The organism is Aquirufa avitistagni, from assembly GCF_042715545.1.
GTDB classification, from domain to species: Bacteria; Bacteroidota; Bacteroidia; order Cytophagales; family Spirosomataceae; genus Aquirufa; species Aquirufa avitistagni.
Map to the genome: position 1 here is coordinate 930,878 of NZ_JBBKXZ010000001.1, position 19,395 is coordinate 950,272.

General features: G+C 33.0%; 22 protein-coding genes. 12 read left to right on the top strand and 10 right to left on the bottom strand.

The annotated features are described in order from the left end of the window. Window positions 1-179: 179 nt before the first annotated feature. From U0R10_RS04025 to U0R10_RS04040, 4 genes are read right to left on the bottom strand one after another with little or no spacing between them, the layout of a single operon-like run. Window positions 180-614 carry an STAS domain-containing protein gene (locus U0R10_RS04025; RefSeq protein ID WP_377982664.1) on the bottom strand — a complete coding sequence of 145 codons (435 nt, stop codon included), beginning with the start codon at window positions 612-614 and terminating at the stop codon, window positions 180-182. Between the two features lies 1 nt (window position 615). Continuing rightward, entirely contained in the window at window positions 616-1,542 is a 927-nt protein-coding gene (locus U0R10_RS04030) for a phosphoribosylaminoimidazolesuccinocarboxamide synthase (protein ID WP_377982665.1), read from the bottom strand. Between the two features lie 5 nt (window positions 1,543-1,547). Further along, window positions 1,548-2,075 carry a hypothetical protein gene (locus U0R10_RS04035; RefSeq protein WP_377982666.1) on the bottom strand — a complete coding sequence of 176 codons (528 nt, stop codon included), beginning with the start codon at window positions 2,073-2,075 and terminating at the stop codon, window positions 1,548-1,550. Window position 2,076: 1 nt separating this feature from the next. Beyond that, window positions 2,077-2,730 (bottom strand): hypothetical protein, encoded by a 654-nt coding sequence (locus U0R10_RS04040; protein ID WP_377982667.1) that lies wholly within the window; start codon window positions 2,728-2,730, stop codon window positions 2,077-2,079. A 61-nt stretch (window positions 2,731-2,791) separates the two neighbouring features. Here U0R10_RS04040 and U0R10_RS04045 point away from each other — a divergent pair, with 61 nt between their 5' ends. Together U0R10_RS04045 and U0R10_RS04050 are read left to right on the top strand one after the other, a co-directional pair. Continuing rightward, on the top strand, window positions 2,792-4,003 hold the full coding sequence (locus U0R10_RS04045) for a pyridoxal phosphate-dependent aminotransferase (protein WP_377982668.1): 1,212 nt from the start codon (window positions 2,792-2,794) through the stop codon (window positions 4,001-4,003). Further along, a complete protein-coding gene (locus U0R10_RS04050; RefSeq protein ID WP_377982669.1) occupies window positions 4,000-4,740 on the top strand; it encodes a queuosine precursor transporter in 741 nt (246 codons plus the stop codon). The genes U0R10_RS04045 and U0R10_RS04050 overlap by 4 nt, the downstream gene beginning before the upstream one ends. Here U0R10_RS04050 and U0R10_RS04055 read toward each other — a convergent pair. Then, window positions 4,737-5,477, bottom strand: coding sequence for an RNA methyltransferase (locus tag U0R10_RS04055; protein ID WP_377982670.1), 741 nt, complete (start codon window positions 5,475-5,477; stop codon window positions 4,737-4,739). The two genes, U0R10_RS04050 and U0R10_RS04055, sit on opposite strands and share 4 nt — an antisense overlap. Before the next feature lie 72 nt (window positions 5,478-5,549). Between U0R10_RS04055 and U0R10_RS04060 the strand changes: the two genes are divergently transcribed. Continuing rightward, the gene (locus U0R10_RS04060) at window positions 5,550-7,769 is read left to right on the top strand and encodes a BamA/TamA family outer membrane protein (protein WP_377982671.1); all 2,220 of its coding nucleotides are present in this window, start codon (window positions 5,550-5,552) and stop codon (window positions 7,767-7,769) included. On the opposite strand, the gene U0R10_RS04065 is transcribed toward U0R10_RS04060, so the two are convergent. From U0R10_RS04065 to sucC, 5 genes are read right to left on the bottom strand one after another with little or no spacing between them, the layout of a single operon-like run. Next, window positions 7,770-8,729 carry a transketolase family protein gene (locus tag U0R10_RS04065; protein WP_377982672.1) on the bottom strand — a complete coding sequence of 320 codons (960 nt, stop codon included), beginning with the start codon at window positions 8,727-8,729 and terminating at the stop codon, window positions 7,770-7,772. Between the two features lie 9 nt (window positions 8,730-8,738). Beyond that, on the bottom strand, window positions 8,739-9,596 hold the full coding sequence (locus U0R10_RS04070) for a transketolase (protein ID WP_377982673.1): 858 nt from the start codon (window positions 9,594-9,596) through the stop codon (window positions 8,739-8,741). Window positions 9,597-9,606: 10 nt separating this feature from the next. After that, the gene (locus U0R10_RS04075; protein ID WP_377982674.1) at window positions 9,607-10,044 is read right to left on the bottom strand and encodes a peroxiredoxin; all 438 of its coding nucleotides are present in this window, start codon (window positions 10,042-10,044) and stop codon (window positions 9,607-9,609) included. Window position 10,045: 1 nt separating this feature from the next. Next, window positions 10,046-10,657, bottom strand: coding sequence for a fumarylacetoacetate hydrolase family protein (locus tag U0R10_RS04080; protein ID WP_377982675.1), 612 nt, complete (start codon window positions 10,655-10,657; stop codon window positions 10,046-10,048). A gap of 6 nt (window positions 10,658-10,663) precedes the next feature. Next, entirely contained in the window at window positions 10,664-11,854 is a 1,191-nt protein-coding gene (sucC, locus tag U0R10_RS04085) for an ADP-forming succinate--CoA ligase subunit beta (RefSeq protein ID WP_377982676.1), read from the bottom strand. 96 nt (window positions 11,855-11,950) lie between these two features. Here sucC and U0R10_RS04090 point away from each other — a divergent pair, with 96 nt between their 5' ends. From U0R10_RS04090 to U0R10_RS04130, 9 genes are all read left to right on the top strand, one after another. Beyond that, window positions 11,951-12,604 (top strand): ABC transporter ATP-binding protein, encoded by a 654-nt coding sequence (locus U0R10_RS04090; RefSeq protein ID WP_377982677.1) that lies wholly within the window; start codon window positions 11,951-11,953, stop codon window positions 12,602-12,604. A gap of 50 nt (window positions 12,605-12,654) precedes the next feature. Beyond that, complete coding sequence (miaB, locus tag U0R10_RS04095) at window positions 12,655-14,070, top strand: tRNA (N6-isopentenyl adenosine(37)-C2)-methylthiotransferase MiaB (protein WP_377982678.1); 1,416 nt, start codon at window positions 12,655-12,657, stop codon at window positions 14,068-14,070. A gap of 10 nt (window positions 14,071-14,080) precedes the next feature. After that, the gene (locus tag U0R10_RS04100) at window positions 14,081-15,391 is read left to right on the top strand and encodes a sigma-54 interaction domain-containing protein (RefSeq protein WP_377982679.1); all 1,311 of its coding nucleotides are present in this window, start codon (window positions 14,081-14,083) and stop codon (window positions 15,389-15,391) included. After that, window positions 15,366-15,881: an LptE family protein gene (locus tag U0R10_RS04105; RefSeq protein WP_377982680.1), complete on the top strand. Its 516-nt coding sequence runs from the start codon at window positions 15,366-15,368 to the stop codon at window positions 15,879-15,881. Before U0R10_RS04100 ends, U0R10_RS04105 begins: the two co-directional genes overlap by 26 nt. A gap of 1 nt (window position 15,882) precedes the next feature. Next, entirely contained in the window at window positions 15,883-16,419 is a 537-nt protein-coding gene (locus U0R10_RS04110; protein WP_377982681.1) for a hypothetical protein, read from the top strand. 2 nt (window positions 16,420-16,421) lie between these two features. After that, window positions 16,422-16,742 (top strand): preprotein translocase subunit SecG, encoded by a 321-nt coding sequence (secG, locus tag U0R10_RS04115; RefSeq protein ID WP_377982682.1) that lies wholly within the window; start codon window positions 16,422-16,424, stop codon window positions 16,740-16,742. Window positions 16,743-16,857: 115 nt separating this feature from the next. Continuing rightward, entirely contained in the window at window positions 16,858-17,136 is a 279-nt protein-coding gene (locus U0R10_RS04120) for a co-chaperone GroES (RefSeq protein WP_377982683.1), read from the top strand. Window positions 17,137-17,168: 32 nt separating this feature from the next. After that, window positions 17,169-18,797, top strand: coding sequence for a chaperonin GroEL (gene groL, locus U0R10_RS04125; protein ID WP_377982684.1), 1,629 nt, complete (start codon window positions 17,169-17,171; stop codon window positions 18,795-18,797). 64 nt (window positions 18,798-18,861) lie between these two features. After that, window positions 18,862-19,389 (top strand): 5' nucleotidase, NT5C type, encoded by a 528-nt coding sequence (locus U0R10_RS04130; protein WP_377982685.1) that lies wholly within the window; start codon window positions 18,862-18,864, stop codon window positions 19,387-19,389. The last annotated feature ends 6 nt before the right edge of the window (window positions 19,390-19,395 follow it).

Sequence of the window (19,395 nt, forward strand, 5' to 3'; positions counted from 1 at the left end):
TTATAAAAATAATATAATTAGTGGAGAGACTATCTCTAGGTTAAGACTTATAGGTTTAACCAGACAAATCAAATTTAACTAAAAATATATTTGGCTAAAATCTAATTTAACAAAATAATATATTGAATATTGCAAAATAAGGAAACAAAAATAGATTTTCTTTAAATTGTCCTATACAGTTAATAATCTTCACCTAAATCTGATCCATCAATTCCGTATTCGTCGGTATTTGCGTCTGATTCATCTTCGAAATCATTTTCTAAATCATTCAAATAAATAGCATCTATTCCTTCTTGAACAGTGTTCATAATAGTCAAATCTTCAATTTTAGCTTGATCTAATCGTTCAACTATCATGTCTGACTTAGAAACCACAACAAATAATCCCAATTCGTTCGTGCAAATTTTAGTCGCCTTCCTTATAGCAGCAACCCCATACCCATCAATGATAGTTAAATTTGAAGCATTTAAAATAATATTAGAATACTCCTTTTTGAACAACAACCTAACAGCTAGTTCTAATTCCTCTGCATTAGATTGTAATAACTCTGTAGAAAGCCAATCAATTATAGCGTAGCTTTCATTTTGTTCTAATTGATAATCTTTTACTTGCATTTTAAATATAATGGGAAATTTGTTGGTAAATATTATTAACTAAATCTTTGCTTAAATCTTCTTTAATGAATTTTTTGCCGGTAATTTCTTCATATAATAATATATATCGTTCAGAAATTTGAATTACAAACTCATCAGAAATAGCCGGAACCTGTTGATTCTCTTTTCCTTGAAAGTTATTTGAAATTAACCATTCTCTTACAAACTCTTTAGACAACTGTTTCTGCGGTTGACCCAATTTAAACAAGTCGTCATACGAACTTTTATAAAAATATCTGGATGAATCAGGAGTATGTATTTCATCCATGAGCATTATTTTTTCATTATGAATGCCAAACTCATACTTGGTATCGACTAAAATTAAATCTTTAGAATTGGCCATTTCTTGACCTCTGTCAAATAGTGCTAACGATATTCTACATAGTTCAACTAAAATTTCTTCACTCAATATACCTTTTTGAATTATTTCTTGAATAGAAATATCCTCATCATGTCCTTCACTAGCTTTGGTTGTTGGTGTAATAATTGGATTAGGCAATTTTTGATTTTCCTTTAAACCATCCGGCAAACTTACTCCACATACCGATCTCTTTCCGGCTTTATACTCTCTCCATAAATGACCAACCAAATAACCTCTAACCACCATTTCAATTGGTATTGCATGACATTTTAATCCAAATGATGCATTTGGTGCGGGTGTAGCAATTAACCAGTTAGGTACAATATCTGCTGTTGCCTTTAAAAAATGCTCAGCTAATTGATTTAAAACTTGACCTTTAAAGGGTATTAATCGAGGTAAAACGACATCGAACGCGGATATTCTATCAGAAGCAATCATTAGCAAGTGCTCTCCAAAAGAATAAACATCACGTACTTTTCCTTGATAGAAATCAGTTTGATTGGGGAATTCTATTTTATTATTTATCATTTAATTTATAGAAGAAGTTTTTCGTTTTTTTTCATTAAATCTAAAAGTTGCAAAGCTTCGTTCGCATTCCATTGACTAACTCGCATATTTAATGAATTTTTATAAATTCTACTTTGCAAGGTGTTATGCGAACTTATAAGTTCATAATAAATGATTATGCTATCTGCATTAGGCTTATTTGCAATAGCTGTTTTAAGTAAACTTTGAGCCATTTCATTTTTTTGATTTTTGCTAAGAAGAATAGAAACATTAATCAAATCATGTACATCCGTACTTAAATAATCAATTTTTGAAATGCCGTTGTCTGAAATACGATTAGACTTTATACTTAATAATTGAAGTCTATTCTCTAACTCATCATTTGTGAAGAGTGTATTTTGCTGCAACTTTTTAATTGAATTTACTCCTAACTCATATTTTTTGGAAAAAAGTAAATTATTAATGTCCATTACTCTAGCATTATAATCATCACTAGACACAGAATAAACATTCTGATAGGCTAAAATGGCAATATATAAAAGTGTTGAGAACAAACTAAAGTTTAATCGTTTTAACCTTGATGACTAAATCAAATGATACGAGAACAATTGACAAAATTAACAAATAAAATTTTATAGCAGGGTTATTATATAGGCTAGAAATTAAGTTTGAATTATTAGTCGGAATAATGGATTTTGATCTTAAGAATTCATTTGATGAGAGGTCATAATACTCATTGACTTGGAAATTTAAATCATCCGAATAATTCAGGTCATTAACGGTTAATTCTAAATTAGGCGAACTTAATAAAGTAAAAAAAACATCCTTTGAGGTACTAGGAATAACTTTCATAACGTGAAATTTATCATCACTTAATCTAGCTAAACCAATTTTATTAAAATAATCTGAGTTTGTGATCTCATTGATTTGAATTCGTAAATCTTCACTTAGCTCATTTATAGTTGACTTGGGAATTAGAAAAACTAATTTTTTCCCACCCCATTTATTAGCATTCTCATCAATAGTATATTCATGGTATAAAGTCAGTGTCAAAATAACGACAAGAATCATTCTCAATAAAAGTTTTAGTATTATCAAATTAGAAATTCGATAATTCATTTTATAGATATTATAATACTTCTGAAAAAGATTAAACAGAAGCAAAGACAAAGCCAAAACACCAATAAAAACAACTTGATTTAAATGCATCCTTAAGGAATAAACAATCAAAAGTAAATTAGTAATTTTACATTTCTAGTATTTTTATCATATGGATATATATAAAAGTAAGCGATTAGATAATTTAAAGTATGAAATTCGTGGACCTGTCTATGAAAAAGCTTTGGTTTTGCAAAATCAAGGATATAAAATCACTTCTTTAAATATTGGCAATCCAGCTGCATTTGGATTTGAGACCCCAGATGAAATCATTCATGATATTATTGTAAATATCAGAAATGCGCAAGGCTATGTTGATTCTCGAGGTTTATTTGCAGCTAGAAAAGCGGTAATGCAATACTATCAAAATCAAGGCGTTAAAAACAGTTTGATTGAAGATGTTTATATTGGAAATGGAGTAAGTGAATTGATTACTTTAGTCATGACGGCGCTTTTGAATTTAGATGACGAAGTATTGATTCCGTCGCCTGATTATCCATTATGGACAACGGTTGTAGGCTTACAAGGAGGTAAAGCAATTCATTATTTGTGTGATGAAGCTAATGATTGGAATCCAGATATCGAGGACATTGAAAGTAAAATTACTTCAAAAACGAAGGCTATAGTTTTAATTAATCCCAATAACCCCACAGGGGCTGTTTACACTAAAGAAATTGTAGAGAAAATAGTACGTATTGCTGAAAAGCATCAATTGATACTTTTTTCAGATGAAATATATGATAAAATTATCTATGATTCAGTTAAACATCATTCTGCGGCTGGATTGAGCGAAGATATACTAATCGTAACGATGGGAGGTTTGTCCAAAAATTATCGCGCAGCAGGATTTAGAGGAGGTTGGATGATTTTAACAGGGGCAAAACATAAAGCAAAATCATATATTGAAGGCTTGAATTTTTTATTTAGTACTAGATTATGTGCTAATGTAATCACTCAGTTAGGCATACAAACGGCCTTAGGTGGATATCAATCTATTAATGATTTGGTCTCGCAGGATGGTCGCTTAGCTAAACAAATGAATTTAGCTTATGAAAAACTCAATTCCATTTCAGGTGTAAGTTGTGTTAAGCCCAAAGGAGCATTGTATCTATTCCCAAAGTTTGATTTAGACTCTTTTACTTTTAAAGATGATAATGATTTTGTTATGTCTTTATTGGAAGAACAGAAAATATTAGTTGTAGGAGGCCAAGGATTTAACTTTACTAGAAAAGATCACTTTAGAATAGTGTTCCTCCAACATGTAGAACAACTTACAATTGCATTAGACAAGATTGCGAATCACTTCAATAATCACCGTAAATGATATTTAATCAATTTTCAAGGAAACAGAAATTGTTTATCGTATTGTTTGGCATATTTTTGACTAATGCTATCATAGCTGAAATAATTGGCGTCAAAATAGTTAGCATTGAAAAGTCTTTAGGTTTCAATCCTTTAAATATTAAAACTTTTTGGGGCGAATCATGGAGTCTTAATCAAACAGCTGGGGCGTTAAATTGGCCTATTGTATTTATTACCTCCGACATAATTAATGACTATTTCGGAAAAAAAGGTGTTAAGTTTATTTCATACACTACTGCCCTTTTCGTCTTATATTCATTTATTATCATTTACATCGCTACATTGTTAGTTCCGGCCGACTTCTGGGTTTCGGTAAACTCTAAATACGGAAATATAAATGATTCATTTACATTGATATTTAGACAAGGACTAGGTATTATTTTGGGATCATTAACTGCATTTCTAGTAAGTCAATTATTTGACGCTTACATATTCGAAAAAATAAAGTCAAAAACAGGAAGCAGACATATTTGGTTGAGGGCAACTGGCTCTACATTGATTTCTCAATTAATGGATAGTTTTATTGTAATTGGAATAGCATTTGTAGTTTTTGGTGACTGGACATTGAATCAATGGTTGAATGTATCACTTAACAACTACATATATAAATTTTTTATAGCTATTTTATTTACACCTGTACTGTATCTAGTGCATTACATTATTGAAGTATATCTTCAAAAAGATAAGCTAGAATCTTAGAATTGCCTTTTTAGATTATCTAAAAATACTGCGCAAGAAATCCCTACATTTAATGATTCTGCCCCTCCGAAACTAGGAATGGTAATTCGATCGTTTATCAGATCTTCCACCGGCTTACTAATACCATTTGATTCATTCCCCAATACTAAAAAACCAGTTTTTGGAAAAGTATAAGTATGTAAACTATCACCATTTAACAATGCCCCTATCTTGGCAACATTTGGAAATTGATTTAACCATTTTACTAAGTCAACATACAAATGATTAATTCGCAAAAATGATCCCATAGATGCGCTTATTACTTTTGGGTTATAAAAATCAGTACAATCATTTGATAAAATAATTGAACCAATTCCATACCAGTCACAAATTCGAATAATAGTACCCAAATTTCCAGGGTCACGAATACCGTCTAAAATAACTGTTATACCTACAGGATTATGAAATTCTAATTGTTTGGGCATTTCAACCACTGCCAATCCAAAATTATTTGTGACTAATGTTGAATACTTATTTAATTCTATTTCTGATGCAAAAAAACAATAATCCGAATTATCTTGAACTATTTCATGGTTTGAATAAATCTCATTTAATACTATAAATTGAATTTTGAATGAAGATTTAACTAATTCCAATAAACCTTTTTCTCCCTCTACTAAAAATAAATGATTCTCTGACCTACCTTTTTTAGAATGTAGGGAATTAATTAACTTTATTTGTTTTTTGGTTAACGTCATTTGAAAGATACTATCAGATTTTTTTCTTTTCTTTTATTTATATCGCTACATGTTTCATGTAGGAGTTTGCAAATGTATGAACTTCCGAGATATACCATTCAGAAAATATCTATAGCGGGCAATAAACATGTAAAAATAGAAGATTTAAAATCAAATATTAGTACGCTTAAGTATACGAATCGCCCTTATCTTTTTATTAAATTAAATGGATATCTATCACAAAAAAGATCGAAAAAAGATTCTTTAAATAGTAAGCAATCTAATCTTCAATTATTTAGCCGCATTCCTGACGTCCTCGACACAAATTATGTGCAAGTACAAGGATTGAAAATCAAGAATTATTATAAATCAATTGGCTACCTTAATGCATATGTTGATTACAGAATTGACACTTTGAGTAATCAAAATGTAAAGATTCAATATATCATTTCTGAAGGAAGGCCTAGTTTATTCACTAAAGATGACACACTAATTATCAATAATCCCGCACTTAATAAAATCGTAAATTCCTATTTGTTTAGCGAAAGCCTAGTAAAAAAAAACGAAATCCTTTCGACATCAATCCTTAAAAATGAAAAACAAAAAATTTCGGAAACGCTCCGAAATCAAGGATATTTCTATTTCAATGTGGATCAAGTAGGCATAAAAATTAATGATATAAAAGATTCAACATTAACATCTGTTTCTTTAGCATATAAAATACCTAATTTAAATACATCGAGTTCAAACGTATTGTATGATAGACTTTTCCGAATTGGAACCATTCGTTTCAATGAATTGCAACTTGAAATAAATGAAAAAGAAGAAAAATGGATATCTAAATTATTAACCTCAAACCAGTTAAAGCGTATTGTAACATTTAAAGAAGATGAGTTATTTTCCGCTAATAGAATTTCTCAGAGCCTTCAAAATATTTATTCAACTGATCAATATAAATCCGTTACAATTAAATTCGACACAAGTGCAACTAGAGTACATCCCTCAATTGAGCTAATTCGAAATGATAGATTTAATATAACTTCTGAATTAGGAGGAAGTGTATTTAGGGGAATTCCTGGACCTTTTATTACAAATACATTTAAAATAAGACGTGTTTTTTCATTACTAGATAATCTAGAATTTAGTAACAGAATTGGTTTTGAGGCCCAAACTGGGTTTATTAATACGGATCAAACAAGAAAAAACTTAGAATTAAATTTCACAGCAGTTGTTAACCTACCTACGCTCTATTTGCCTGTTAAATATACTAAATGGACCTCAAACTTAATCGGGTCACAAACTCAATTTGGAATTGGCTATGACTATATAAATAGACCTGAATATTTAAGATCTAATCTCAAAGTCTTTCAGCGTTACCAGTGGCGGAAATCTGAAAAAGAATTTTTCCAATTATCACTCTTTGATGTCAATATAATCAACACAAACTACCCTAAAACAGAAACAGCAACTAGTTTTGTTACCTATTTAGAAAGCCTTAGAGAAAGAGGGAATAACCTGTATCGAAGTTTTAATCCAAGTTTTGTGTCTAGCATATTGTTTCAATACAACTTTAGATCATTTATTCCTTCCAATAAATTAGTGAGTGGTAAAAGTTTTATATTAGGCTTAGAGTCAGGTGGAACTACGTTGAATTTTATTCCAAATAAACGTATTGGAATAATTGAAAATCTATTTCAAAGTGATCAAGATATTCAATTTTATAGGTACTTGAGATTTAATCTAGATTATAGAAATTATTTACTTTTAGGAGCTAAAAAACAGTCTCAACTTGCATTTAAATTTATTGGTGGTTTAGCTTATGTCTATGGCAAAGAAAATGACTATCAATTGCCATATGAAAAGAATTTTTTTATTGGAGGCCCTAGTAGTATAAGAGCTTGGAAACCAAGAAGATTAGGACCAGGTTCATATAATGCGACAACAAATTTAATTGAACAACCTGGTAGTATTTTGATTGAATCATCTATAGAATATAGATTTAGAATAATGCAGTTGTTAGGAGCACTAAATGGTGCAGTGTTTGTTGATGCAGGAAACATTTGGAACATTGACTATCCAGGCCAAAATTCAATCGGAATCTGGCGGGCCAATTCCTTCTTAAGTGAAATTGCTGTAGGTACAGGTGTTGGTTTAAGATGGGATTTTGACTTCTTTCTACTTAGATTGGATCTAGCAAGCAAAATGATTAATCCCGCATTACCCAATAATGAAAAATGGGTTTTCAACAAAATTGGATTTAGTTCAATTGAAAACCCTATAGAATTTAATATCGGAATTGGATATCCGTTTTAATTATATTCTTTTTCTACTAATTGCTTTAATTGCTTTGTCAACAATTGCTTGAGCATTTAAGCCATATTTTTCCATCAAATCAGCTGGTTTACCTGATTCTCCGAATGAATCATTAACACCCACAAATTCTTGTGGAGTAGGTAAGTTTAATGCTAAATACTGTGCAATGGAATCCCCTAAACCACCGTTCAACTGATGCTCTTCGGCTGAAACTAGACAACCCGTTTTAGCTACAGATGCATGAATAGCAGCCACATCCAAAGGTTTAATTGTGTGAATATTAATAACTTCAGCGTGTATCCCTTTTTCTGATAATATTTCTGCTGCTAAAATAGCCTCCCAAACAAGGTGCCCCGTCGCGAAAATACTAACATCAGAACCTTCAATTAAATGTAATGCCTTGCCAATTTCAAATTTCTGATTCTCAGGAGTAAATACTGGCACTACTGGTCGACCAAAACGAAGATAAACTGGGCCTTCATATTCAGCTACAGCAATAGTTGCCGCTTTAGTTTGATTATAATCACAAGGATTAATAACGACCATACCTGGAAGCATTTTCATTAATCCAATATCTTCAAGTATTTGATGGGTAGCTCCGTCCTCCCCTAATGTTAAGCCCGCATGAGAACAAGCTATTTTAACATTTTTACCTGAGTAAGCGACTGATTGACGAATTTGATCATATACTCGACCCGTACCAAAGTTGGCAAAAGTTGTCGCAAATGGTACATATCCACCAATGGAAAGACCCGCTGCCAAACCAATCATATTAGCTTCTGCGATCCCCGTCTGAAAAAATCTTTCAGGAGAATTTTTAATAAAAGCTTCAAGTTTTAAAGAACCAATCAAATCTGCGCACAAAGCAACAACTTTAGGGTTATTAAGACTTAAGTATTCCATTCCAGCTCCAAAGCCAGAACGCGTATCTTTTTTTGTATCGTAAGTAAATAATGCCATTTCTATGAATTAATAATCTCCCAATGTTTCTTCTAATTGCCCAAGCGCCGCTGCAAGTTGCTCATCATTTGGAGCAACACCATGCCATTTGTGACTATGCATCATGAAATCAACGCCCGCTCCCATTTCTGTTTTCATAATGACCATTACGGGCTTATTATTTACTAGAAGAGCTTTAGATGCCTTAATAGCTTCTGTCACGGCCGACATATCATTACCGTCTACTCGTAATACTTGCCAACCAAATGCTTTATATTTTACTTCTAAATCAAGGTTATTCATAACCTTTTCAGTTGGCCCATCAATTTGTTGGCCATTCTCATCAATAAATGCTATCAAATTATTCACTCCATGGTGTGGAGCATACATAGCAGCTTCCCAAACTTGACCTTCATTTTGCTCTCCATCACCCATTAAGCAATAAACAGTAGATTTGTCACCATTCAATTTTTTAGCTTGAGCAACACCGATGGCAACACTTAGACCTTGGCCCAAAGAACCTGAAGCTATGCGAATACCTTCTAAGTGTTCATGAGGCGTAGGGTGGCCTTGCAAGCGGGTATTTAGTTTACGGAAGGAAGCTAACTCACTTACCGGGAAATATCCTCGGCGAGCTAAAACACTATAAAGTACAGGTGAAATATGACCATTAGAAAGGAAGAATACATCTTCATTTAGTCCATTCATTTGAAACTCAACTTTACCTGCTGCGTTTGATTTTAGATTCATTGAATTAAAAAATAATTCAACCAATAAATCTGTACAACCTAAAGATCCACCTGGGTGACCTGATTGGCAACCGTGTACCTGACGTAAAATATCTCGGCGAACCTGAGATGCTATTTTTTGTAATTCTGTTGTTTGCATAATTGTTCGATCAGCGGATTTGTTCTGTGTGATTTTTAGTATCCACTTTCGTGATAATATCTGTGATTATTCCCTTTTCATTAATAAGGAAAGTCGTACGAGCTATCCCCATATAACTTTTACCGTACATTGATTTTTCTACCCATACACCAAATGCTTCTACAATTTCGTGCGATTCATCTGATATTAAAGGGAATTTCAACTGAAATTTCGCAATAAATTTATCGTGTGATTTATTGGAATCTACACTAGCTCCTAGTACTTGATATCCTTTTGAAGCTAAATAATCTAAATTTTCATTCAAATTGCAGGCCTGTGATGTACAACCCGGTGTATTATCCTTAGGATAAAAATATAAAACTGTCTTATTGCCAATTAAACTACGTTTAACACCAGTTGAATCAACAAATTCGGAAACAGGTACAGAAGAACCAATAGTTAATTCCATATCATTTTATTGCTAGTTCAAATATATTTTCACCTTGTAAAAAACCTTGTAATGTATCCCCTATTTGAACAGGTCCAACTCCAGCAGGTGTTCCTGTAAAAATATAATCACCTGTTTTCAAGGTAAAGTATTGTGAGATATCAGCAATTAATTCAGAAATATTCCAAATCATTAAATCTGAACTACCTTTTTGTACAGACTGCTGATTTTTAAACAATTCAAATTCAATTGAATTTGAAAAATCTGAATCAGATATAGGTCGCATCTTGGAAACATATGCAGATCCATTAAATGCTTTTGCTTTTTCCCAAGGCAATCCTTTTTCTTTCAATTTACTCTGAACATCACGTGCCGTAAAATCAATTCCTAATCCTATTGCATCAATATATTTGTGAGCAAACTTCGCCTCAATGTTTTTTCCAACTTTTCCTACACGGTACACTAATTCTAGTTCATAATGTACATCTGATGAAAAGGATGGATAATAAAAAGATTGAGAATTATCAATTAAAGCTGTATCAGGTTTGATAAAAATCACAGGATCAGTAGGTTTATCATTAGATAACTCCTTAATATGATCCACGTAATTTCTACCAACACAAATTATTTTCATCGGAAACTATTTTAATACCTCTGAAACTAATTTAGCTGCATCTTTTAATAAAACAGCTGAGAAAACTTTTAATCCAGAGTTGTTAATAATAGCCGCTCCTTCTTCAGCATTCGTACCTTGTAAACGAACAATGATAGGAATATTGATTTCTCCAATGTTTTTATAGGCTTCCACAACACCATTAGCAACACGGTCGCAACGAACGATACCACCAAAAATGTTAATCAAAATAGCTTTTACATTAGGATCTTGAAGAATAATACGGAATCCTGCTTCAACAGTTTTGGCATTTGCTCCACCCCCAACATCTAAAAAGTTAGCGGGATCTCCACCAGATAATTTAATAATATCCATAGTTGCCATCGCCAAACCTGCCCCATTAACCATGCAACCTACGTTTCCGTCAAGTTTAACATAATTTAGGTCATTTTCTGATGCTTCTACTTCTAATGGATCCTCTTCCTCAATATCGCGTAATACAGCTAAATCTTTGTGACGATATAATGCATTATCATCTAAATTAACCTTTGCATCAACCGCTAAAATTTTATCATCAGCCGTTTTTAATACTGGATTGATCTCGAACATAGAAGAATCAGTCTCTACATAGGCACGATAAAGTGATTGGATAAACTTAACCATCTCTTTGAAAGCCAGACCACTTAATCCTAAAAGAAAAGCTACTTTACGTGCTTGAAAATCTTGCAAACCAACACGTGGATCAATCCATTCTTTAATTATTTTTTCAGGCGTGTGCTCAGCTACCTCCTCAATATCCATCCCACCTTCTGTAGACGCCATGATAACATTACATGCACGACCCCGATCTAATAAAATAGAGATGTAATATTCCTTCGGCTCAGAATCACCGGGATAATAAACATCTTCACTGATTAATACTTTATTTACTTTTTTACCTTCAGGACCAGTTTGATGCGTAATCAATTGCATACCTAGAATTTGAGATACGCGCTCTTTTACTTCATCTAAATTTTTTGCCAACTTCACTCCTCCTCCTTTACCGCGACCACCCGCATGAATTTGTGCCTTTACTACGAACCAACCAGTTCCTGTTTGTGCTTTTAATGCTTCTGCTGCCGAAACCGAATCTTCGATTTTATCAATAACAATTCCCTCTTGAATTCGTACTCCGTAGCCTTTGAGAATTTCTTTTGCTTGGTATTCGTGAATATTCATTTAGTAAAAATTTTAATTTCGTGAAATTACTATTTATTTGCCAAACTTTTAAAAAGTTCGTATTTCAAATTAATATTCATAGAATAAGCCAATAAAATGTTAGAATTAAAAAATATTTCCAAAACATACGGAACCCAATTAATTCTAGAAGACATCTCATTTACAGCAGAAAGTAAATCACTTGTATCCATACTAGGACCCTCAGGGTCTGGAAAAAGCACCTTATTACAAATTATTGGATTACTTAACAGACCGAATTCAGGAGAAATTATACTTAATGAATCATCTTACCTCAGGCTAGATGGCAAAGACCTTGAAATCTTTAGAAATAAAAATTTAGGTTTTGTCTTTCAATTCCACAATTTACTAAGTGAATTTACTGCTGAAGAAAATATATTAATGCCTATATATCTTAGAAATAATAAACAATCCTCTACAGTAATGGACTTGCTAAATGATATTTCAAGAACATTAGGAATTAATCATATACTTAAAAAATTTCCTTCAAACCTTTCTGGTGGAGAACAACAAAGGGTAGCTGTTGCACGCGCATTAATTACGGAACCATCATTGCTTTTAGCAGATGAACCGACAGGTAATCTAGATAATAAGAATGCAGAAGAATTATATGATTTATTCCTTAAAATTAAAGAGGATCATAATCAGCAAATAATCATGGTAACTCATAATGAAAAGCTGACTAATCAATCAAATAAAGTAATATTCCTAGATTCAGGTAAAATCCAATAGCAATTACTGACAATATGTCATAAATTTGTAGTGAATATTCGTATTATTTCATGCAAGAGCTTAATATTATTGCCAAATCCATTGAAGAAAACTTAGATGTCCCTCGTATATCTTCAGAGACAAATGAACCTGGCTTTTTAGGAAAAGTATATATCGAAAGTTATGGTTGCCAAATGAACTTCGCAGACTCCGAAGTAGTAACTTCTATTTTGATAAATAAAGGTTACGGAACAACCTCAAACATACAAGATGCTGATACAATTCTGTTAAATACATGCGCCATAAGAGAAAACGCTGAACAGAAAATCAGGCATAGATTACAGACGTTTAAAGCGCTTAAAACAAAAAATCCTAAAGTAACCATTGGTATTCTTGGTTGTATGGCGGAACGTTTAAAAACGCAGTTAATTGAAGAAGAAAAACTGGTTGATTTAGTAGCAGGGCCTGATTCATATAGAGATCTCCCAAATTTACTAGATCAAATAGAAAATGGTCAAAAAGCTATAAATGTATTCCTTTCCAAAGAGGAAACATATGGTGATATTGAGCCGGTTCGTTTACACACTAATGGTGTTTCTGCGTTTGTTAGTATCATGCGCGGATGTGATAATATGTGCTCATTTTGCGTAGTGCCATTTACTAGAGGACGTGAAAGATCGAGAGATGTGGCTTCCATTCTAAATGAATGTGAACATTTATTTGAACAAGGATACCGAGAAGTTAATCTTTTAGGGCAGAATGTAGATTCTTATCGATGGATTGACCCAGCAACAAAAGAGATCATCACTTTTGATAAATTGATACAACTAACAGCTCAAATTAATCCTGACTTACGTATCCGTTTTTCTACCTCCCATCCTAAAGACATCACAAACGAAGTTTTGCACGCCATGGCTGCATATCCGAACATTTGCAAGAATATACATTTACCTGCACAAAGTGGAAGTAACCGCATCCTAGAATTAATGAATCGAACATATTCTAGAGAATGGTATTTAGATCGGATTAGTGCCATTCGTGAGATTCTTGGACCTGAATGTGGTATATCACATGATATCATTGCTGGTTTTTGTACCGAAACCGACGAAGATCATCGTGACACATTAGACCTATTAGATAGCGTTGTATTTGACTTTGGCTACATGTTTACCTATTCAGAAAGACCAGGGACACCAGCAGCCAAAAAACTACGTGATGATGTACCTGATCATATTAAGTCAAAACGATTACAAGAAATTATTGATCTTCAGCGTAAGCACTCAGGTATACGAAATGATCAAATGATTGGTAAAATACAGCGCGTTCTCGTTGAAGGGAATTCAAAGAAATCAGATCAACATCATTTTGGTAAGACAGATAATAACAAAGTAGTCGTATTTAAAAAAGGTTCAGAGACTATAGGAAGTTACGTAGATGTGAAAATCACTTCCTGCACGACAGGTACCTTACTTGGACAATTAATTTAAGTGACTAAATATGGATAACTCACATATTGCAAGTATAAAGGCTAGATTTGGGATCATAGGAAATTCACCTGCATTAATCCATGCTATTTCAATTGCAGAGCAAGTAGCGGCCACGGACATGACTGTATTAATTACGGGAGAAAGCGGATCAGGAAAAGAATCCTTTTCAAAAATCATACATGCTTTATCCAAGCGGAAACACGGTCAGTTTATTGCTGTAAATTGTGGTGCAATACCCGAAGGTACCATTGATTCTGAATTATTTGGTCATGAAAAGGGATCGTTTACAGGTGCTATTGAAGCAAGAAAAGGATATTTTGAAGTTACAGATGGTGGTACCATTTTTTTGGATGAGATTGCTGAAATGCCCTTAGGTACTCAAGCACGCTTATTGCGTGTTTTAGAGAATGGGGAGTTTTATCGTGTGGGTTCTTCTAAGGTTCAAAAAACAAATACGCGTGTTGTTGCTGCTACAAACCTAAATCTTCAAGATGCGATTGAAAAAGGGAAATTTAGAGAAGATTTATTTTACAGATTATGTACCGTACCTATTTTTGTTCCTCCCCTTCGTGAACGTGGTGCAGATATAGAACTATTGTTTCGAAAATTTACTACTGACTTTTCTGAAATTTATCGAGTTAGGCCAATTTCACTAACGAATGAAGCCAAGATTTTATTAGAAAAACAGCATTTCCCAGGTAACATAAGACAGTTGAAGAATTTGGCAGAACAAATTTCGATATTGGAAGTTGGCGACCGATTATTAGACGACAAAAAACTTCAAGAATATATTCATTTCAATGAGCCTAAAATGAAATCTACTATCATTAGGGGCGATGGCTTTAGTCAATCAGAAGGAATGAATGAAAGAGAAATTTTATATAAGATACTTTTTGATTTAAAAAGGGATGTAACTGAATTGAAAAAAATCCTATTGAAAGTAATTGAAACTGGAAATACAAATGCCTTTGATGTCATTAATGAAAATATGGATTTGTTTTCTGATGTGAATTATTCTCCCTCGCCTTCTATAAAAAGTATTGGTCAAGCATCAAATTCAAATTTATCACCAATTGAGAACTCTATTTCCATAGTACCTGAAGTGGCAATTAATGAATTTGAAGAGTCTAATTTTGAAGAAATTATTACACCAAGTCAAGACGTAACTTTGTCATTAGAGAAACAAGAGAAAGAAATCATTATTCGTGCGCTCAAGAAAAACAGAAATAAACGAAAGTATGCAGCAAAAGATTTAGGGATATCCGAAAGAACACTATATCGTAAAATAAAGCAATATGACCTGGAAAGTATTACTTTTTAATATAAGAAACATTTTAGTTTTAGGAATCTTGGGAGGTTTGGTATCCTGCTATAGTTTTAAAGGAGCCAGTCTTTCACCTGACCTAAAAACGATACAAATTTCTAACATAAGAATGGAAACTGCTGGTGGCCCCAGTAATTTAAGTCTAACTATGAATGAAAGTCTGAAAGAATACTTTCAACGTAATAGTACATTAAAAATAACGAATCAAAATCCCGATCTTCAAATTGAGGGGACCATCGTTGGATATGATTTAACTCCACAGGCACCCACTTCTGATGATAAAGCAGGCTTAAATAGACTTACCTTACGCGTTCAATTTCAGTTAACAAATCGGTTAGATGAAAGTAAGAATTTCGATCAAGAGTTCTCTTTCTATCAAGATTTCCCTCAAAATCAAACGTTAAGTCAAGTTGAAAAAACCTTGCTGCCAAAATTAACAGATCAAATCATTTTGGATTTATTTAACAAAATTGCAGGAGATTGGTAATATGGAATCTAAGAAATCACAAGAACTTTATTTGTTATTAAATCGATACGATCGTTCCAATGAATCGATTCAGTCAAATATAAAAGAATGCGAATCTAGCTATCCATACTTTTATCTTTTGAATTGGAATTTAAAACAAGAAACCTTGCAACAACGCAAAATTGCATTGCAATCACCATTTAGGTCTCAATACTATTTTTCTATTTTAGATGCACCTGTACAGCAATACCAGGTTAACTTGAATGAATCTACCAATCGCCTGGATGACCAAAACCAAATCATTGAAAAATTTTTAACGAATCAACCATCATTAACTAGGCTAAAAAAATCTGCTGATGATGTTAGTGAATTTAATGACTTATCAGAAATACCATTTTCTCCACCTATATCTGAGACATTTGCCATCATATTAATAAAACAAGGTAAAATTTCACTTGCGATTGATATATACACAAAATTAATGTTGTCTAAACCTGAAAAAAGGCTTTACTTTGCATCTCAAATTTCAGAATTGTCTAAATTATTAAATCAGAATTAAATATGTTCACCTTACTTATTTCTTTAATTGTTTTGTTTTCAGCCCTACTTATCATCTTAATTTTGGTTCAAAATCCAAAAGGCGGGGGAATTAGTGGTGAATTTTCATCATCGGGTGCTACTCAAATGTTTGGTGTACAAAAAACTGGAGACCTAGTAGAACAACTAACTTGGGGATTTTCAATTGCTATACTTGTATTAGTATTAGTGACAAATTTCACATTATCCTCTGGCAATACAGAAGGTATTCAATCGATTAATGTAGAAAAAGCTTCAACTAAAACATTGCCAACAGCTCCTGCTCCTGCTCCGGCAACAAAATAATAAAACTGACAAATTTTCAGTCATTCATGCGTGGCATGCATATTGTATATGATGTCGCGCATTTCTTTTTAAAGAAAGAAACAAAAATGTTATTAATCTTTTAATTTATACAAACATGTCAAAATTAACTATTAAGCCCTTAGCAGATCGGGTTATCGTGGAACCTGCTGCAGCTGAAGAGAAAACAGCTTTTGGAATTATCATTCCTGATACAGCAAAAGAAAAACCACAAAAGGGAATTGTTGTAGCTATTGGTAATGGTAAAAAAGATGAACCTATCACTGTTAAAGTTGGTGATGAAGTTTTATATGGCAAATATTCAGGTACTGAAATTACTATTGAAGGAAAAGATTATTTGATCATGCGAGAGTCTGACATTTTTGCAGTTTTATAATTAATTAAACCGAATACACATATATACATACTATGGCAAAGGAATTATATTTCGACAGCGAAGCGCGCGAAAAAATGAAAAGAGGGGTTGACACCCTTGCAAATGCAGTTAAAGTAACATTAGGACCTAAAGGAAGAAATGTTATTATTGATAAAAAGTTTGGTTCACCTTCCATTACGAAAGATGGTGTATCTGTGGCTAAAGAGATTGAGTTAGAAGATGCGGTAGAGAACATGGGAGCTCAATTAGTTAAAGAAGTAGCTTCAAAAACAGCTGATCAAGCTGGTGATGGTACAACAACTGCGACAGTACTTACGCAAGCAATTTATACCATTGGATCTAAAAACGTTGCAGCTGGTGCCAATCCTATGGATTTAAAGAAAGGTATTGAAAAGGCTGTTGAAGCAATTGTTTCAAATCTTAAAGGTCAATCTAGGCCTATTACAACATCTAATGAAATTGCTCAAGTAGCAACTATCTCTGCTAATAACGATTTTGAAATTGGTACAATGATTTCAAACGCTATGGATAAAGTAGGTCGTGAAGGTGTTATTACAGTAGAAGAAGCGCGTGGTACGGAAACTGAAGTAAAAACAGTAGAAGGTATGCAATTCGATAGAGGTTATCTTAGCCCCTACTTTGTTACTAATACAGAAAAGATGGAAGTGGAATTAGAGAAACCTTTTATTTTGATCTCTGAAAAGAAGGTATCATCAATGAAAGAGTTACTTCCAGTTTTAGAAGCAGTTGCACAAACAGGACGTCCATTGTTAATCATTTCCGAAGATGTTGATGGTGAAGCATTAGCAACTTTAGTTGTTAACAAAATCCGTGGTGCTCTAAAAGTTGCTGCTGTTAAAGCTCCAGGATTTGGTGATCGCAGAAAAGCAATGCTAGAAGATATAGCTATACTAACTGGTGGAACAGTAATCGCAGAGGAAAGAGGATTCAAATTGGAGAATGCGACTATTGAATATTTAGGACAAGCAGAGAAAATAATCATTGACAAAGACAATACAACGGTTGTCAATGGCGTAGGCTCTTCTGATGATATTGCAAATCGCGTAAATCAAATAAAAGCGCAAATTGAAAATACGACATCTGATTATGATCGTGAGAAACTTCAAGAGCGTTTAGCTAAGTTATCTGGTGGAGTTGCCATATTATATATTGGAGCAGCTACAGAGGTAGAAATGAAAGAGAAAAAGGATCGTGTTGATGATGCATTACACGCAACACGTGCTGCAGTAGAAGAAGGTATCGTTGCTGGTGGAGGTGTAGCCTTGATTCGTGCAATTAGTTCTTTGGAAGGATTGAAGGGAGAGAATGAAGATCAAACAACTGGTATCAACATTATTCGTCAAGCAGTAGAATCTCCATTACGTACTATTGTTGCCAATGCTGGTGGTGAAGGTTCCGTAGTAATTAATGCTGTAAAGGCTGGAAAAGATGATTTCGGATATAACGCACGTGAAGATAAATACGAAAATATGATCGCAGCAGGTATTATTGACCCGACTAAAGTTACTCGTTTAGCTTTAGAGAATGCAGCATCTATTGCAGGTTTATTATTAACTACTGAGTGTGTTATTGCAGACAAGCCTGCATCTGAAGCACCACATGCGCACCCTCCAGGAGGTGGCATGGGCGGAATGATGTAAAATTAAGTCTACATTTTAGTAAAAAACTCCTCATATTTGAGGAGTTTTTTATTTTAAGTCATATATGAAAAGAATAGCCATTGACATGGATGATGTAATGGGAGATACAACTCTTAAAATTATCCAAAACATTAATCGAATCACAAATAGTTCTTACACCTATGAAAATTTAATGAGTAATGATCTTGCGCTAAAGCAAGGTTTTTATGATCTATACTTAAAGAACAATAGTTTTTTATGGGAACCAGGATTTTTTGTTGATATCCCGGTAAAAGAAAATGCATATGATGTTATAAAATCATTGAATGATTCCTATGAAATATTTGTTGTTTCCGCGGCTACTGAATTTCCTAATTCGTTAAAAGAAAAAATAGATTGGTTACAAAAGTATTTTCCATTTATATCTTGGCAAAATATCGTATTCTGTGGACATAAACATATGATTAAGGCAGACTACCTCATTGATGATCATGAAAAGAATTTAGTCACATTTACAGGTAAACCTCTCCTATTTTCCGCACCACATAATTTACATTTAACCTCTTATGAACGCGTATCCTCTTGGTTTGATGTTAAAATAAAATTACTCTAGTGTATA

What these genes read in the sequence shown, in the direction of transcription:
- U0R10_RS04025 (WP_377982664.1), bottom strand. Translation starts at nt 614, where the DNA reads ATGCAAGTAAAAGATTATCAATTAGAACAAAATGAAAGCTACGCTATA.
- U0R10_RS04030 (WP_377982665.1), bottom strand. Translation starts at nt 1,542, where the DNA reads ATGATAAATAATAAAATAGAATTCCCCAATCAAACTGATTTCTATCAA.
- U0R10_RS04040 (WP_377982667.1), bottom strand. Translation starts at nt 2,730, where the DNA reads ATGCATTTAAATCAAGTTGTTTTTATTGGTGTTTTGGCTTTGTCTTTG.
- U0R10_RS04045 (WP_377982668.1), top strand. Translation starts at nt 2,792, where the DNA reads ATGGATATATATAAAAGTAAGCGATTAGATAATTTAAAGTATGAAATT.
- U0R10_RS04050 (WP_377982669.1), top strand. Translation starts at nt 4,000, where the DNA reads ATGATATTTAATCAATTTTCAAGGAAACAGAAATTGTTTATCGTATTG.
- U0R10_RS04055 (WP_377982670.1), bottom strand. Translation starts at nt 5,477, where the DNA reads ATGACGTTAACCAAAAAACAAATAAAGTTAATTAATTCCCTACATTCT.
- U0R10_RS04060 (WP_377982671.1), top strand. Translation starts at nt 5,550, where the DNA reads ATGTATGAACTTCCGAGATATACCATTCAGAAAATATCTATAGCGGGC.
- U0R10_RS04065 (WP_377982672.1), bottom strand. Translation starts at nt 8,729, where the DNA reads ATGGCATTATTTACTTACGATACAAAAAAAGATACGCGTTCTGGCTTT.
- U0R10_RS04070 (WP_377982673.1), bottom strand. Translation starts at nt 9,596, where the DNA reads ATGCAAACAACAGAATTACAAAAAATAGCATCTCAGGTTCGCCGAGAT.
- U0R10_RS04075 (WP_377982674.1), bottom strand. Translation starts at nt 10,044, where the DNA reads ATGGAATTAACTATTGGTTCTTCTGTACCTGTTTCCGAATTTGTTGAT.
- U0R10_RS04080 (WP_377982675.1), bottom strand. Translation starts at nt 10,657, where the DNA reads ATGAAAATAATTTGTGTTGGTAGAAATTACGTGGATCATATTAAGGAG.
- sucC (WP_377982676.1), bottom strand. Translation starts at nt 11,854, where the DNA reads ATGAATATTCACGAATACCAAGCAAAAGAAATTCTCAAAGGCTACGGA.
- U0R10_RS04090 (WP_377982677.1), top strand. Translation starts at nt 11,951, where the DNA reads ATGTTAGAATTAAAAAATATTTCCAAAACATACGGAACCCAATTAATT.
- miaB (WP_377982678.1), top strand. Translation starts at nt 12,655, where the DNA reads ATGCAAGAGCTTAATATTATTGCCAAATCCATTGAAGAAAACTTAGAT.
- U0R10_RS04100 (WP_377982679.1), top strand. Translation starts at nt 14,081, where the DNA reads ATGGATAACTCACATATTGCAAGTATAAAGGCTAGATTTGGGATCATA.
- U0R10_RS04105 (WP_377982680.1), top strand. Translation starts at nt 15,366, where the DNA reads ATGACCTGGAAAGTATTACTTTTTAATATAAGAAACATTTTAGTTTTA.
- U0R10_RS04110 (WP_377982681.1), top strand. Translation starts at nt 15,883, where the DNA reads ATGGAATCTAAGAAATCACAAGAACTTTATTTGTTATTAAATCGATAC.
- secG (WP_377982682.1), top strand. Translation starts at nt 16,422, where the DNA reads ATGTTCACCTTACTTATTTCTTTAATTGTTTTGTTTTCAGCCCTACTT.
- U0R10_RS04120 (WP_377982683.1), top strand. Translation starts at nt 16,858, where the DNA reads ATGTCAAAATTAACTATTAAGCCCTTAGCAGATCGGGTTATCGTGGAA.
- groL (WP_377982684.1), top strand. Translation starts at nt 17,169, where the DNA reads ATGGCAAAGGAATTATATTTCGACAGCGAAGCGCGCGAAAAAATGAAA.
- U0R10_RS04130 (WP_377982685.1), top strand. Translation starts at nt 18,862, where the DNA reads ATGAAAAGAATAGCCATTGACATGGATGATGTAATGGGAGATACAACT.